Here is a 14,815-nt window from a genome sequence, read left to right as displayed (position 1 = left end):
GGACAGACGTCCCGCGACAGAGCACCGCCCCCTACGATCGCAGCGTGACGAACGACAGGCCACGCCCCGGGTCCCAGGCCTGGCTCATCCGTCACCCGTGGGCGGTCTCCGTCGGCAGCGCCGGCTTCCTCGTGCTCATGGTCTGGGCGGGCAACTCGGTCGACTGGGACCTCGGCGCGACGATCGGCGCCGGGTACCGACGCGCTCCGCTCTGGCTGCTGCTGCTCCTCGGCGCCCCGCTGTTCGGCGCGGGCGTCGTGGTGGGCATCGTGCGCCAGGTGCGCGTGCTGACGGGCCACGTCCCCGGGGCGCAGGTCGACGTACCTCGAGACGGTTTCCACCGACTCGTGGTCGTCAGCCCGCACGGCGCCGGTCGCGCGCAGATCGCGGTGGCGTACTTCCGCCGGCTCCTGCCCGAGGACGTCGAGGTCACCGCGCGAGCGCTCGACCCCGCCCGCCGGATCGATCCCGAGGTCGTGGCCGCCATGCACCTCGACCGCGTCGACCTCGACCCCGACGCCGTGCTGGTCCGACTCGAGCCGCAGGACCTGGTCGACGCCGACCTCGTCGTCCGCATCGGCTGCCGGGACACCTGCCCCGTGCCACGCGGGACCCAGGTGCAGGACTGGTTCGTCGGCGCACCGGAGGGCGGGGTCAACGCCTGGTCGTCCGTCCGCGACGCCATCCACGGCCGCGTCGACCGGCTCGCCCAGCAGCTCGGCGTCCAGACCCCCGCGGCCCGCCGCGTCGACACCCCCTGACCGACGGGGTGTCGTGACCGGTCGCGTCCGGCGACGCACGCAATGACGGACTGGAGGCTCGGTGCCGGACGGGCACCGAGCCTCCAGTCCGTGGCTGGCCGGGTCAGACGGCCGGCGACCGCGTCTCGGTGAGCTGCTCGCGACCGGCGCGCGCTTCGCGCACCGCCGGACCGAAGTCCACCGTGCGGCCGTCCACCAGGAACCGGTCGTCGCCGAGGGGCTGCACGACGGGGTCCTCGCGGAGGAAGCGCGCCATCGCCTCGCGCTCCGGGTCCTCGAGCCACGCGACGGGGTCGGACGTGGACCGGAACCCCGACACGACGGCGAGGTCCGCGATCGTCTGTCGCTGCTCGGGCGTCAGCGTGGTCTCGCGGGAGCGGAAGTAGGCGACGTCGGGATCGACCTGGTACAGGTCGCGCATCCAGAGCCGGGGGACCGACGCAGCGACGCCGTTGAGCCCGCCCTCGTGGCTCGGGTCGGCGACGCAGGCCGGGTACGTCCAGTCCGACGCCGTGTCCGGTCCGACGCGCACCCCGTCGAGGAGCCCGACCGACGGCAGCATCGGCACACCGCAGCCGAGCAGGTACACGTCGGGGCCGGCCGCGGCACGGATCAGCTCGACGGCGTCCCGCCAGACACGTTCGCGTGGCAGGTCCTGGTGCCGGACACCCCGGAGGGCACCGGCGTACATGAAGTCGAGCTTGAGGTAGCGGAAGCCCCAGCCGACCACCCGACGGATCACCGTGTCGAGGTGCTCCTGCACGTCGGGTCGGGTGGTGTCGAGGGCGAAGTAGTGCGAGTCCCAGTTGTGTCCGGCGACGAGCGGTCCGCCGTCGGGGTCCTGCACGAGCCACTCGGGGTGCTCGGTCGCGGTCGTCGAGCCCGGCAGGCAGATGAGCGGTGCGAGCCAGAGACCCGGCCGGGACCCCCGGGCGGCGATCCGCGCGGCGATGGCGTCCATGCCGGACGGGAACTTCGCGTTCGGCACCCAGTCGCCGACGATCGTCTCCCAGCCGTCGTCGAGCTGCACGACGTCGATCGGCAGCGTGCCGAGGTCGTCGACGGCCGTCGTGACGAGCTGTTCGTCGATGTCCTCGAAGTACGAGTACCAGCTGCACCAGAGCGTCGACACCGGGGGAGCGGTCGGGGTGCCCAGCCGTTCCCGGAGCAGTCCGGCGTACCGGGCGAAGACCGCGTCCTCGGGGCCGAGGCCGAGGAACCACCCCGAGCCGTCGTCGTGCTCGACGGTGCCGCTGAGTTCTGCGTGTGAGGCCCCGACGCGCGATGCCCCGACCCGCGGCGTGCCGAGTCCGAGTGCGCCGAGGAGCAGCACGCGGCCGTCGGCCAGGCGAACGGCACCGACGCCGTTGCCCTCGTGCCGGTCCGGCGTGTCGTTGGCGGCGTCGTCGGCGGTCTGGCGTCGCTCGTCATCGCCCCAGATCCGCACGGGGCTCTCGTCGAGCGCCGCCCAGCCCGAGGGGGACCACGAGGTCCACCCCTGACGGTGGAAGTCCGTGACGTCGGCGTCGAGCGCGACGGTCACGGGACCAGGGCCGACGACCCACCCGAGCGCGGTCGCGTCGATCCCGTCCGCATCGGCGATGGTCGTTCCGTCGAAGCGGAGCGGTCGGGGCATGGCGCACGTCCTCGGTCGTCAGGGGCCGCGGTCGACGGCCCGCCAGCGAGCGTAGGGCCTGGACCGGACGACGGACGGGAGGCTCACCACCGGTCCGGTGGTGGGCCTCCCGTCCAGGGGTGGTCGGGTCAGACGTCGCGCGAGCGCGCGACCGCGATCGCCGCGGCGCCGATGACGACGACCTCGCCGGCGAAGACGGCGAAGCCACCCCAGCCGTTCAGCACCACACCCTGCTGTGCGCCGGAACCGGCCCAGGCGTAGCTGTACAGCTCACCGCCGGCGGTCGAGGGCAGGAACTTCGCGAGGTCGGCGACCCACTGCGCCTGCACCAGCTGCGTGAAGATCGACAGGATCACCGGGAGCACCAGGAAGATCCCGAGCGTGATCGCGATGCCGCCGGCGCTCGACCGGACGAGCAGCCCGATGCCGTAGGCGAACAGCGCCACGAGCGTCACGTAGACCGAGGCGCCGAGGATCGGCATCCACACGGACGGGTCACCGAGCTCCGGGTGGACGTCCTTGCCGGCCTGCAGAACTGCGGAGACCACGACGCCGATCCACGTCGACACGAGGCTCACGACGAAGGTCGCGAGCGCGAGGACGAACGCCTTGGCGAGGATCACCCCGGTGCGGCCGGGGTCGGCCGTGAACGTGGAGCGGACCTGTCCGGTGCCGTACTCGCCCGTGATGATGAGCACGCCGAGCACGCCGACGACCAGGGCCGTCAGGGAGACGCTCGCGGTGTTCAGGCTGACGAAGCTGCCGTTGACCGCGTCCTGCGGCAGGGGGTCGGTGCCCTGGTCGACGACGGCGCCGAGCAGCACGGCCATCGCGATCGTCAGCAGGACGAGGATGGCGAAGCACCAGACGGTGGACCGGATGCTGCGGAGCTTGATCCACTCGCTGCGGACCAGGCGCGGGAAGGTCAGGCCGACGCTGTCCGGCACGGAGGCCTCGCGGTGCCGGTGCTGCTGGGCCGGGGCGGTGTTCGGCGCGCTCATCGGACGCCCTCCGATCGGTACTCGACGTCGTCGCGGGTGAGGGCCATGTACGCCTCTTCCAGGCTGGCGCCCATCGGGGTGAGTTCGTGGAGCACGACGCCGGCCCGGGCGGCGATGGTGCCGACCGTGGGGGCGTCGGGGCCGACCACGAGGAAGGAGCCGTCGTCGCGCGGGGTGACCGCGGTGGCGGCCTGGCCGATCGCGGCGAAGAGCTGGTCGGGTGACGGGGTGCGGACGACGACGCGGCTGCCGCCTCCGGGCTGGCCGTCGGCAGCGCCGGCACCGGCGACGAACTCGGCGATGGGGGCGTCGGCGAGCACCTTGCCGCGGCCGAGGACGACCACGCGGTCCGCCGTCTGGGCCATCTCGCTCATCAGGTGGCTGGAGAGGAAGACGGTGCGTCCGTCTGCTGCCATCCGCCGGGCGAGCTGCCTGACCCACAGCACGCCGTCGGGGTCGAGGCCGTTGACCGGCTCGTCGAGGATCAGGGTCTTCGGGTCGCCGAGCAGCGCCGCCGCGATGCCGAGGCGCTGGCCCATGCCGAGGGAGAACCCGCCGACGCGCTTGCGGGCGACGGAGTCGAGCCCGGTCATGTCGATGACCTCGTGCACGCGGGACTTCGGGATGCCGTGGGTCGCCGCGAGCGAGAGCAGGTGGTTGTAGGCGCTGCGGCCGGAGTGGACCGCCTTGGCCTCGAGCAGGGCCCCGACCTGCCGGAGCGGGTCACGGAAGGCCGTGTAGGGCTTCCCGTTCACGGTCGCGGTGCCGGCGGTCGGCCGGTCCAGCCCCATGATCATGCGCATCGTGGTGGACTTCCCGGCGCCGTTGGGGCCGAGGAAGCCGGTCACGCTGCCCGGCCGCACGACGAACGAGACGTCGTCGACGGCGAGCTTGGGACCGTAACGTTTGGTGAGATGGTCGACTTCGATCACGCCCGCCACGGTAGGACAGGCCGTGCGTCCACTGCCTCCCCCTCGGGTATGAGATCTGATGTGTGATCGGCGGGTCAGCACGCCCCGTAGGGTCGCCCCATGACCACTGAAGGAACCGCAACGCCGCTGCTCCGTCTCGGCGTCCTGGCGCAGTCCGCCAAGGCCGACGAGTGGCGACTCCCCGTCCACCCCGCCCACATCGCCCGGATCGATCCCGACCTGCGCGCCGCGATGGTGCTGGAGCGTGGGTACGGGCTGCGGTTCGGCGTGCCGGACGACCAGATCGAGCCGCTCGTCGGCGCGATGGCCGACCGTGCCGAGGTCATCGCGGCCGCCGACGTCGTCCTGCTCCCGAAGCCGCTCGCCGCCGACCTCGAGGACCTCCGCGACGGCCAGGTCCTGTGGGGGTGGCCGCACTGCGTGCAGGACCGCGAACTGACACAGCACGCGATCGACAAGCGCCTGACGCTCATCGCCTGGGAGGCCATGAACCACTGGCGCGCCGACGGCGGCTTCGGGCTGCACGTGTTCCACAAGAACAACGAGCTCGCCGGGTACTGCTCGGTCATCCACGCGATGCAGCTCTGCGGCTCGACCGGCGACTACGGCCGTCGGCTCTCCGCCGTGGTGATCGGCTTCGGAGCCACGGCCCGCGGCGCCGTCACCGCGCTCAACGCCCACGGGGTCCACGACGTGCGCGTCCTGACGAACCGCGACATCGCCGCGGTCGGGTCCCCGATCCCGTCCGTGGACATGCTGCACTTCGAGCACGACCCCGAGGCGCCCTACGCCAGCACCGTGGACACCCCCGACGGGCCCGTCGCACTCGCGCCGTACCTCGCCGACCACGACATCGTCGTGAACTGCACGCTGCAGGACCCGAACGCGCCCCTGACGTACCTGCGGGAGGTCGACCTCGGGGCCTTCCGCCCCGGCAGTCTCGTCGTCGACGTCTCCATCGACCCCGGCATGGGCTTCGACTGGGCGCGGGCGACCTCCTTCGAGGAGCCGCTCGTCACCGTCGGCGAGTGGACCAACTACTACGCCGTCGACCACAGCCCGTCGCTGCTCTGGAACTCGGCGACGTGGGAGATCAGCGAGGCGCTGCTGCCGTTCATCCGACCGGTGATGGAGGGTCGTGCCTCGTGGCAGGAGTGCGAGCCACTCCGCCGTGCGATCGAGATCGAGGACGGGAACGTCCACAACTCGGCGATCCTCGCGTTCCAGGGGCGCTCCGCCGAGTACCCGCACGAGGTGGCGTGAGCTGAGGTCTCAGCGCCGTACGGACGGCCGAGCGGCGCGGAGCAGCGCCGGGTCGAGCTCCGAGCAACCACGCAGGGACCTCGAAGCGACCCCTGAGGAACACTGGCCCAGCGCAGTCCTACGATGACGGCAGATCCGGCGTCCAGAGCCGGACACCTCGACACTCCGACACCGAAAGGGGACTCTCACATGACCATGACGTTCGATCCTTTCACCGAGCTGGACCGTCTGACGGGTGCTCTGCTCGGCGGCCGTCAGAGCCTCAAGCCGATGCCCGTCGACCTGCACCGCGACGGCGACCAGTACGTCCTCAACGCCGACCTGCCCGGCATCGACCCCGGTTCGGTCGACGTCAACGTGGACGGCCAGCTCCTCACCATCCGCGCCGAGCGCAGCGCCCCGGAGCGGTCCGGCAGCGGCTGGCTGCTTCAGGAGCGCCCGCACGGTTCGTACCTGCGGCAGTTCAGCCTCGGCGAGGGCGTCGACTCCGAGGCCATCTCGGCGCACTACGACAACGGCGTGCTCTCCCTCGTGATCCCGGTCACCCCGAAGGCGAAGCCCCGGAAGATCGCGATCACGAGCGGCGCCCCCACCGACCAGCAGGCCATCGCCGGCTGACCGACGTCGGAGGTGCTGCGGTGGAACTCGTTGCCTCGGCGCAGACGGCGGACGCAGCGATCCACGACGCGGAGGCCGTGATCGTCGACACGCTGTTCGCGGACCTCGTCCGTGGCCTCATGGCGTCGTCGACGACGACGGCAGTCCTGCCCGGCCGGAGTCGTCCGGTCGACGGTCGACCCCGGCCGCTGGTGCGGTCGGCGCGCCGGGCCTGGCGGGACGTCCGCTCGTGGGTCGGACGGTGGGCGAGGTCGCCCCCGGCGCACACCGCCTGATCGCGGACGGGAGGCCCGGTGCCAGCTGGCGCCGGGCCTCCCGTCCGTCCGCTGTTGCGCGGCGGCGGCGAGACGCCGGCGTCTGGACGTGCTGCTGCCGCGAGACAGGTCCGTCACCGTGAGACGCCGCGAGAGCCTTGAGACGCCGCAGTTTTCCGCGGTGTCTCGGGCACTCTGCGGCGTCTCGACGAGACACCGGCGTCTGGGGCGACTCCAGTGTTCCGACGAGACGCCGGCGTCTCAGTGTTCTGGTGCCGCGAGACAGGGCCGTCAGCACGAGACGCCGGGAGGGCCTCGAGACGCCGCAGTTTTCCGCGGCGTCTCGGGCACTCTGGGGCGTTTCGACGAGACACCGGCGTCTGGGGCCACTCCAGGGTCCCGACGAGACACCGGCGTCTGGTTGAGGTGGTGCGGCGAGACAGGGCCGTCACTTCGAGACGCCGCGAGAGCCTCGAGACGCCGCAGTTTTCCGCGGTGTCTCGGGCGCTCTGGGGCGTCTCGACGAGACACCGGCGTCTGGGCCACTCCAGTGTTCTGACGAGACGCCGGTGTCCACGTGAGACACCGGCGTCTCGGTGAGCGAGTCGGCGAGACTCCGGCGTCTCAGGTGGTGCGGGGCGTCGAGGTCTGTCGGCCGGCCGCCGATGCGATGACGACGGTGACGACGAGGAGCGCCAGGGGGACGAGCATCGCGACCCGGAGGCCGAGGTGCTCCCCGAGGAAGCCGAGCGCCGGCGGCCCGACCAGGAACGCGACGTAGCCAGCGGTCGCGACGACGGACACCCGGCGGTCGCCGTCGGTGGGGTGGTCGCCGGCAGCCGACACGGCGAGCGGGAAGCCGAGCGCGATGCCGAGGCCCCACACAGCCGCGGCCGCGGCGGTCACGATCGGGGACGGCGAGAGCACGACGGCCACCACGCCCACGGCGCCGACGACCGCGCACGTGCGGATGACCGTTGCGCGTCCGAACCGGGTGACGAGGGGCGTCCCGGCGGAACGGCCGATGAGCATGGCGAGGGCGAACCCGGTGAAGACGAGGGAGCCGAGGACCTCCGGGGCGTCGTGGTCGCTCGTCATGAGGAGGGGGAGCCAGTCGCTCGCAGCACCCTCGGCGAAGGCCATCGCGAGGGTGATGACGGCGAGGAGCAGGAGCTGCACGGTGATGACCGAGCGTCGGCGGGCGGTCGCGGTGCTGACGGACTCGCTGTCGCTGGGGTCGGCGGTCGCTGCGCTGGCTGCCGCTGCCGCTGCCGCTGCCGTGTCGGGGCGGGGCATCGGGCGGAGGTTGAGCGCGGCGGTGAGGGCGAGCGCGGCCATCACGACGGCGGCGACTGGTAGGTGCACCACGACGGGCACCCGGGCCGCGGTCATCGCGATGCCGACGAGTCCACCGGCGACGGTACCGAGGCTGAAGCACGCGTGCAGGACGGGCACGACCGGGCGCTCGATGACCCGTTCGACGGCGGCGGCTTCGACGTTCAGGCCGATCTCGGCGACCCCGGCGCCGAAGCCGACGAGGAACAGGCCGATCCACACCCCGGCGGGCAGCTGCGCCGGTGCCGTGAGCCCGACCAGCAGGACGCCGATCACGGGCAGCGCGCCGCCGAGCAGCACGAGCGGACGGGTCCCGACGCGGCGGATCAGTGCGCCGGCACCGAGGATGCCGATCATCGAGCCGACGGAGAGGCCGAAGAGGACGAGGCCCATCGCCTCGAGCGAGGCGCCGAGGTCGTCGCGGACCGCCGGGGTGCGGGTGATCCAGGACGCGATGCCGAACCCCGTCATGGTGGACGTGGCGAAGAGTGCCAAGCGGTGACGTCGGGTCGGCAGCGGCGCCGTTGCGGTTCCCACGCCTCCACTGTGGCAGGTCGGGGCAGTGCGCGCGTCCGGGCGCGGAATGCACAGGGCACCTCGTCGCGCTGACTCTCCACAGGTGCGCACTTCCCGGCACCGCCCACATCGACGCCATGTCAGGCTGTGACACCCATGGAACTCATCGCACCAGAACTCGTCGTCGTGCTCGCCACGGCGATCGCCGTCGCGACGGCGATCTCCGGACGCTTGCGGATCGCGCCGCCCGTCCTGCTGCTCGCCTTCGGCGCCGGCATCGCGTTCATCCCCGTCTTCGGGAAGCTGGAGCTGCCGGCCGACGCGGTCCTGCTGCTGTTCCTGCCCGCGCTGCTGTACTGGGAGAGCCTGACGATCTCACTACGGGAGATCCGCGCGAACTTCCGCGGCATCCTGCTCATGGGCACGCTGCTCGTCGTGCTGACGGCCGGCGGTGTCGCCACGCTGCTGCACCTGCTCGGGATGCCCTGGGGTCCGGCGTGGGTGCTCGGTGCCGCCGTCGCACCGACCGACGCCACCGCGGTCGGTGCCCTGACGCGGTCGCTGCCCCGACGCAACACCACGGTGCTCCGCGCGGAGAGCCTGGTGAACGACGGAACGACGCTCGTCATCTACGGCATCGCGGTGGCGGTCACGGCGGGCGAGCAGACGCTCACCGTCTGGAACGTCTCCGGCATGCTGCTGCTCTCCTACGTCGGGGGCATCGCGGCGGGGCTGCTGGTGTCCTGGCTCGGGATGCTCGTGCTGCGCCGGGTGTCGGCGGTGATCCTCGAGAACATGTTGACGCTGCTCGTGCCGTTCGTCGCGTTCCTCGCGGCGGAGGCGATCGGGGCGTCGGGTGTGCTCGCGGTCGTCGTCGCCGGCCTCGTCGTCAGCCAGGTCGCACCGAAGCTCGACCGCGCAGAGACCCGGCAGCAGGTGCGCTCGTTCTGGTCGTTCGCCACGTTCCTGCTCAACGGTGCCCTGTTCGTGCTCGTCGGGATCGAGGCCACGATCGCCATCCGCGAGCTCGAGCCGCGCGAGCTCCTGGTCGGCCTCGGCATGATCGGGCTGGTGTCGCTCGCGGTCGTCGTGCTCCGCTTCGCGTTCCTCAACCTGTCGTGGGGCACCATCCGGCTCGTGACCCTGCGCACCGGCGGCGGTCCGCGCGAAGGACACCGCGACCGCGTGGTGAGCGGATTCACGGGCTTCCGTGGGGCTGTCTCGCTCGCGGCCGCCGTCGCCGTCCCGCGCATGGTCGAGAGCGGCGGCGCGTTCCCGGACCGCGACCTCATCGTCTTCGTGGTGGCCGGCGTGGTCGTCGTCACGATCGTCGCGCAGTCGCTCGTGCTGCCCGCGGTGGTGCGGTGGGCGGACTTCGACGGCAGCGGCGAGGTGGTCGAGGAACGCCGGCGTGCCGAGCGTCTGGCGATCGAGGAAGCGCTCGACGCCCTGCCCCGTCTGGCCAAGCGGTCCGGCGCCGACGCCGAGGTCGTGCAGCGCATCCAGGACGAGTACGAGGGCCATCTCGCCCTCGTGCGCGCCGAGCAGAGCGACGACGACGACCACCCCCTCCTGCAGCAGCGCGGTGCCGCGGTGGAGCTCGAACTCGCGCTCGTGCGGCTGAAGTCGGCGAGGGTGATCAAGATGCGCGACGACGGCGACATCGACGACCTCGTGCTGCGTCAGGTCCGTGCCGAGTACGACGCCGAGGAGACCCGGCTGCTCCGGCAGGGCGAGCGGGAGTAGGCGCGGCGCAGGTGCCCGGTGCGCTCGGCCGTGCCGACGCCGGGCGCACCGGCTCCCGGGTGCCCGGCGTGTGTGGGCCGACGCGGGTGCGTCGTGCCAGCGCTGGCCGAGGTCGTGGCCTCCGTGCGAGGTTGACCACCCCGTGCGGCGCAACGCCTCAGCACGGAGTGGTCAACCTCGCACCGGCCGGGGAAGCGCGCACGGTGCGGGGCAGCGCGTGCAGGGCAGCACGGCGCGGACAGCACGGTGCGAGGCTGCACGGACCACGACCGTGCGCGCCAGCCCGCCCGCCTCACCCCCGCGCCGGACGGAGCCCCGCGCGCCGCACCCACGCCCGCCACGGCAACGAGGACGCCAGCGCCAGGCCGATCACGACCGTGCCGAACCACCCGACGAGCACGCCCGGGATCGGCACGAGCAGGCTCGTCCACAGCAGCACCGCCAGCACCCCGAGCACGTACGCCGCACCGGCCTTCAGGTAGCGCAGTCGCTTCAATCCCGCCGCCTGGTCCAGGCGCGACGTCAACCGCGCGAGGAACAACGCCCCGACGCCGATCGCCCCAGCACCGACCGCGGCCTGCTCGAGCGCGCTGAGCCCGTCCGCGCCGAGCACGCCGGACCCTGACAGCGAGTACACGCCGTCGAGGATCTCGAACAGCATGAACACGACGAGCCCTCGCTCGAACACCACGGTCGACGCGTACACGTGGATGCGCCAGGCCCCACGCCCGGTCCCGACCGCGTCCGTGTCGGTGCCCACAGCCGCACCCCCGGCACCCGCACCACCAGCACCCCCACCCCCGTGCAGCGCCCATCGTGCGAGCCGCTTCGACCCGAGGTACGCGCCGATGCCCAGGGCGCCGCCGACGACCACCGGCACGACCTCGGGCGCCTCCCACGCGGCGGCGGAGGCGACCAGGACGCTCGTCACCGCGACCCCGGCCGTGGCGGTGACCAGCGACCAGACGCGAGGGCGGGCGACGGCGGCGAGTCGAGCCTCCAGGCGGCCGAGCCAGGACCGACGCGACGCACGGTCCGTGTTGAACAGGTACTCCGCGAACACCAGCCAGATGAACGCGGCGCCGAAGGCGGCGAGGGCGGGCCGGACCTCCTGCAGGTGGGCGGCGAAGGCGCCGGGGGCGAAGACGGCCTCGCCGACGGTGGCGGTCGGGTCCTCGGCGGAGCCCACGACGACGGCGACGGGCGGCAGCATGAGCCGCATCGCGAGGACGCCGGCGACGATCCCGAGCGACAGGAACAGCCTCCTGGCGGGGGAGTGCAGGCGCCCGGCGATGCCGGCCATCGGCACGGAGGAGTCCGCCGCCATCGCGATCTCGAGCAGCGCGAGCGCCACGAACGCGAGCGCGGCAGCCGGACCGAGCACGATCCACGCGAGCGCGGCGGCGACGACGGTGAGGGACAGGGGGACGGTCAGCAGGGATCTGGCCATCCCTCGATGGAGCGCTCCCGACCTGCGCTGGTGCTGTGGTCGGCCTGGGCAACGGCCGGGAGGACCTGGCCGGTTCCCCCGGTCGGGTGACGGCCCGTCCCCCCTTGCGTGGACCCCGCGGGTGGGGGTCGGGCGCGGCGGGCGGGTCCGTCATCGATGGAGCAGAAGACGTCGGGTCGGATCGGGGGACTCGACGTCTTCTGCTCCCTCGATGTGTGTGCGGGGGGGGGGGCGTCAGGCCCGCGTGTGGAGCGTGCCGCGCACGACGGAGTCGCCCGAGTGCGCGGGGTCGCCGTCGTTCGACTCGGCGGAGACGTCCACCACGGGGTACCGCGTCGGGTCGACGCCCGCGGGCACCACGAACCGGCCGGTGTCACCGTCGAGGAACCCGACGCTGACGAGCCCGCTGAGGTCGGAGCGCATCATCCAGACCTCGCGGAGGGGCGCTGCGCCGTCGGCAGCCCGGTGGTCGAGGTCGACGACCAGGCTGAGCCGTCCGTCGGCGTCCCGCTCGAGCTCGGCGGAACCACGGGCACCGGACCATCCGGGCAGCGGGTCGAGCGCCGTGCGGGACACCACCGTGTCGGAACGGCCCGGGCCGCCGACGAACAGGTACCAGCCACCGCCGAGGCCGAGCACCAGGCCCACGACGGCAGCGGCCGCGGTGAGGAGCAGCGCCGTCCGACGACGGACCCGAGGCCGGCGACGCGCGACGTGGCCGTCGGGAGCAGGAGCAGGAGCAGAAGCAGGAGCAGAGGCAGGGGCAGGCCCGGGAACCACAGCAGGAGCGGAAGGCGCGGCCGACCGGTCGTCGAACCCGAGGTCCGTCGCGATCCGGTCCCACACCCGCGCGGACGGCTGCTCGAGCTCGACGCTCTGCGAGGACTTCGCCACGGTCACCACGTGCCGGAGCTCGGCCAGTTCGGCGCGGCACGTCGGGCACGCCGCGAGGTGCTCGGCGGCCGCACCGGAGGGCGCGTCGTCGCCGATGGCGAGCAACGCGAGGGTCTCCTCGTCGATGTGGTTCATTCGATCACCTCCAGACGTGTTCGGAGCCGAGCCAGACTTCGACGGATGTGGCTCTTCACGGTGCCGAGCGGCAGCCCGAGCCGCTCCGCGATCTCACGGTGGCTCAGTTCCTCGAAGAACGCCAGTCGCATCACCGTGCGGGGCACGTCCTCGAGCCGGTCGAGCTCCCCGGCGACGAGCACGCGTTCCGCCATCCCGTCGTGCGGGTCCTCGGCGGGAGCGGTGCGTTCCTCGTCGGCGACGGCGTGGGCCAGTCGCTCGTGCCGGGCCCGTTCGGCCAGGGCGTCGGCGACGCAGTTCCTGGTGATGCCGACGAGCCAGGCGCCGAGCGGAGCCCGGTCCGGGTGGTAGGTGTGCCGCCCGCGCCAGGCCCGGACGAAGACCTGTTGGGTGACGTCCTCGGCCGCCGCGACGTCGGTCAGCGAGCGCAGTGCCAGCGTGTACACGAGGGACGACCACCGCTCGTAGACCGCCCGGAGGACGCGCTCGTCACCGCTGCCGAAGGCGTCGGCGAGGTCGCTCTCGTCGGGCTGGTTGGTCGTCACGTCGGCGTGGTGCCTTCCAGGGGCAACTCGGGTCCCCTGCCCTGATGGTAGGGCTCGGGACCGTGTCGCGGTGGGGAGTCGGGGATCGGTCACAGCGGCGTCGCGGTGACGACGAGGTTGCTGCGGTAGTGGTGCGTGGCGGTGTCGAACGTCCCGCCGCAGGTGACGAGCACGAGACGCCGTGGTCCGTCGTGGTCGAACACGCTCGCCCAGGGCACGCCGGTCTTCGCGAGCAGGTCGACCGTGGCGACGGCGTACCGCGTCGTGGTGCCGTCCTCGCTGGTGACGGTGACCTGCGTGCCGACCGGCACGTCGACCAGGTGCGCGAACGGGCCGATGCCGTACCCGACCGCGTCCACGTGCGCGGCCAGGACGGTGGAGCCCGCCGTGGAGGTCGGGGTCGAGCCGAAGCGCCACCAACCGGCGACGGCCGGGTCAGCGGGGAGTGCCATCGCGCCGGAGGGGTCGACGCCCTCGGGCTGGACGGCCTGGTCGATGTCGAGGGCCGGGACGGCGACGCGCACGGGGGCGACAACGGCCGGCACCTCGGCGGGGAGCGCGGCGTCGCGCAGGGGCACGGCGGTGGAGAACGCGGACGGCGCCGGCGACGGCGCACCGGCCCCCGCCGAAGCGGAAGCCGAAGCCCCCGCCGAAGCGGAAGCCGAAGCCCCCGCCGGAGCCCCAGCCGAAGCCGACGACCCGCCCCCCGACAGCGAGCGCCCGCCGGGGACACGGTCCGCCGACGAGCACCCGGTCAGGCAGGCCAGGGCGACGGCGGCGGCGAGGGGGACCGCCACCGCCGCCCCGACCCGGTGGTGCACGGTCAGCGCCGTGCGGCTCGGACGGCGCTCACGCGACGTCGGAGGACCAGGAGCGCCAGCCCGGCGAGGACGACGGCGCTGCCGCCGATCACGAGCGGGGTGGTCTCCGTGCCGTTCGTCGCGACGAGTCCGGCGTTCCCGGCCGGCACGCCGTTCGGGTCACCGCCGAGGTCGCTGATCGTCTGCGTGGCGAGCATGAGGTTCTCGTCCTCGAGGCTGCCCCACGCGTACACGATCGTGTCGGCACCCGCCGCGACGGCGACGTCTGCCGGGCCGATCACCGGGGCGGTCGTCCCGGTCGCCGCGACCGTGGCGGACACCGTGCCGGCAGCCAGGGTCAGCGCCTGCTCGTCCGGGTTCGACAGGTTCGACACGACGGCCTTCCCGCCTGCGAGCACGTCGACCGCGGGTGCGGCCGCGACGTGCCGGACGACGAGACGTCCCTGCCCGGCGGGGACCGCGGAGGTGTCGTTCGTGAAGACGGTGGCCGTCGGGCTGCCGTCGGCCTCCAGGTGTGCCACCGCGGTGGAGTTGCTGCCGGCGGCGAACGACACGTCGGCCGGGCCGATGATCGGCTTGGAGTCGTCGGTCGCGTCGCTCGCCGTGATCGCGAGGGTGTGGGCTCCGGCCGCGACGGACATCGGACCGGCCATCGTGCCCGGGGTGAAGTCGTCGATCGCGCGGGCTCCGTCGAGCCAGACGTCGACCGTGGTGTCGGGGACGGCGTGCAGGACGCTCAGCGTGGCGTCGCCAGGTGCGGCGGTCGCCGCGGTCGCGGGGACCGCGATCGCGAAGGCCGCGAGCAGTGCGCCGGCACCGATGCCGGTCACGAGGTTCTTGCGCATGGTGTGCCTCCAGGTCGGCCCGCAGGCCGTGTCGGGTGGGCGTCGTCATCGACGCTCACCCCC

At 73.0% G+C, this 14,815-nt stretch carries 14 protein-coding genes; 5 read left to right on the top strand and 9 right to left on the bottom strand.

Features of this window, described 5'->3' with window-relative positions; all coding sequences use genetic code 11:
* Positions 1-44 precede the first annotated feature (44 nt).
* On the top strand, positions 45-761 hold the full coding sequence (locus tag BIU98_RS10390) for a hypothetical protein (RefSeq protein ID WP_083393160.1): 717 nt from the start codon (positions 45-47) through the stop codon (positions 759-761).
* Positions 762-864: 103 nt separating this feature from the next.
* Here BIU98_RS10390 and BIU98_RS10385 read toward each other — a convergent pair whose 3' ends face one another.
* From BIU98_RS10385 to BIU98_RS10375, 3 genes are all read right to left on the bottom strand, one after another.
* Entirely contained in the window at positions 865-2,397 is a 1,533-nt protein-coding gene (locus BIU98_RS10385) for a glycoside hydrolase family 36 protein (RefSeq protein ID WP_071275598.1), read from the bottom strand.
* Positions 2,398-2,525: 128 nt separating this feature from the next.
* Positions 2,526-3,398, bottom strand: coding sequence for an ABC transporter permease (locus BIU98_RS10380; RefSeq protein WP_083393159.1), 873 nt, complete (start codon positions 3,396-3,398; stop codon positions 2,526-2,528).
* A complete protein-coding gene (locus tag BIU98_RS10375) occupies positions 3,395-4,330 on the bottom strand; it encodes an ABC transporter ATP-binding protein (protein WP_071275596.1) in 936 nt (311 codons plus the stop codon). Before BIU98_RS10375 ends, BIU98_RS10380 begins: the two co-directional genes overlap by 4 nt.
* Positions 4,331-4,429: 99 nt before the next feature.
* Here BIU98_RS10375 and BIU98_RS10370 point away from each other — a divergent pair, with 99 nt between their 5' ends.
* The 3 genes from BIU98_RS10370 (at position 4,430) to BIU98_RS10360 (ending at position 6,486) form a co-directional block, all read left to right on the top strand.
* Positions 4,430-5,593 carry a N(5)-(carboxyethyl)ornithine synthase gene (locus BIU98_RS10370; protein ID WP_071275595.1) on the top strand — a complete coding sequence of 388 codons (1,164 nt, stop codon included), beginning with the start codon at positions 4,430-4,432 and terminating at the stop codon, positions 5,591-5,593.
* 189 nt (positions 5,594-5,782) lie between these two features.
* Positions 5,783-6,211: an Hsp20/alpha crystallin family protein gene (locus tag BIU98_RS10365; protein ID WP_071275593.1), complete on the top strand. Its 429-nt coding sequence runs from the start codon at positions 5,783-5,785 to the stop codon at positions 6,209-6,211.
* 20 nt (positions 6,212-6,231) lie between these two features.
* Entirely contained in the window at positions 6,232-6,486 is a 255-nt protein-coding gene (locus BIU98_RS10360; RefSeq protein ID WP_071275591.1) for a hypothetical protein, read from the top strand.
* Positions 6,487-7,089: 603 nt separating this feature from the next.
* Here BIU98_RS10360 and BIU98_RS10355 read toward each other — a convergent pair.
* Positions 7,090-8,337, bottom strand: coding sequence for an MFS transporter (locus tag BIU98_RS10355; protein ID WP_254787854.1), 1,248 nt, complete (start codon positions 8,335-8,337; stop codon positions 7,090-7,092).
* Between the two features lie 135 nt (positions 8,338-8,472).
* On the opposite strand from BIU98_RS10355, the gene BIU98_RS10350 reads away from it, so the two are divergent.
* A complete protein-coding gene (locus BIU98_RS10350) occupies positions 8,473-10,062 on the top strand; it encodes a Na+/H+ antiporter (protein WP_071275589.1) in 1,590 nt (529 codons plus the stop codon).
* Between the two features lie 292 nt (positions 10,063-10,354).
* Here BIU98_RS10350 and BIU98_RS10345 read toward each other — a convergent pair whose 3' ends face one another.
* The 5 genes from BIU98_RS10345 to BIU98_RS10325 form a co-directional block, all read right to left on the bottom strand.
* The gene (locus BIU98_RS10345; RefSeq protein ID WP_071275587.1) at positions 10,355-11,512 is read right to left on the bottom strand and encodes a DUF475 domain-containing protein; all 1,158 of its coding nucleotides are present in this window, start codon (positions 11,510-11,512) and stop codon (positions 10,355-10,357) included.
* A gap of 234 nt (positions 11,513-11,746) precedes the next feature.
* Positions 11,747-12,541 (bottom strand): anti-sigma factor, encoded by a 795-nt coding sequence (locus BIU98_RS10340; RefSeq protein ID WP_071275585.1) that lies wholly within the window; start codon positions 12,539-12,541, stop codon positions 11,747-11,749.
* Positions 12,538-13,086, bottom strand: a complete 549-nt coding sequence (locus tag BIU98_RS10335; RefSeq protein ID WP_071275583.1) for an RNA polymerase sigma factor — start codon at positions 13,084-13,086, stop codon at positions 12,538-12,540. The genes BIU98_RS10340 and BIU98_RS10335 overlap by 4 nt, the downstream gene beginning before the upstream one ends.
* 89 nt (positions 13,087-13,175) lie before the next feature.
* Positions 13,176-13,664, bottom strand: a complete 489-nt coding sequence (locus BIU98_RS10330; RefSeq protein WP_083393158.1) for a class F sortase — start codon at positions 13,662-13,664, stop codon at positions 13,176-13,178.
* 245 nt (positions 13,665-13,909) lie between these two features.
* Positions 13,910-14,752 (bottom strand): DUF4397 domain-containing protein, encoded by an 843-nt coding sequence (locus tag BIU98_RS10325; protein ID WP_071275581.1) that lies wholly within the window; start codon positions 14,750-14,752, stop codon positions 13,910-13,912.
* Between the last annotated feature and the right edge of the window lie 63 nt (positions 14,753-14,815).

This window comes from Curtobacterium sp. MMLR14_010 (assembly GCF_001865015.1).
Classification (GTDB): Bacteria; Actinomycetota; Actinomycetes; order Actinomycetales; family Microbacteriaceae; genus Curtobacterium.
This window is presented reverse-complemented; position numbering and strand designations above follow the sequence as displayed.

Bases quoted from the DNA above. Each gene is read 5' to 3' on its own strand.
- BIU98_RS10385 (WP_071275598.1), bottom strand. From the start codon at position 2,397: ATGCCCCGACCGCTCCGCTTCGACGGAACGACCATCGCCGATGCGGAC.
- BIU98_RS10380 (WP_083393159.1), bottom strand. From the start codon at position 3,398: ATGAGCGCGCCGAACACCGCCCCGGCCCAGCAGCACCGGCACCGCGAG.
- BIU98_RS10370 (WP_071275595.1), top strand. From the start codon at position 4,430: ATGACCACTGAAGGAACCGCAACGCCGCTGCTCCGTCTCGGCGTCCTG.
- BIU98_RS10365 (WP_071275593.1), top strand. From the start codon at position 5,783: ATGACCATGACGTTCGATCCTTTCACCGAGCTGGACCGTCTGACGGGT.
- BIU98_RS10350 (WP_071275589.1), top strand. From the start codon at position 8,473: ATGGAACTCATCGCACCAGAACTCGTCGTCGTGCTCGCCACGGCGATC.
- BIU98_RS10345 (WP_071275587.1), bottom strand. From the start codon at position 11,512: ATGGCCAGATCCCTGCTGACCGTCCCCCTGTCCCTCACCGTCGTCGCC.
- BIU98_RS10340 (WP_071275585.1), bottom strand. From the start codon at position 12,541: ATGAACCACATCGACGAGGAGACCCTCGCGTTGCTCGCCATCGGCGAC.
- BIU98_RS10325 (WP_071275581.1), bottom strand. From the start codon at position 14,752: ATGCGCAAGAACCTCGTGACCGGCATCGGTGCCGGCGCACTGCTCGCG.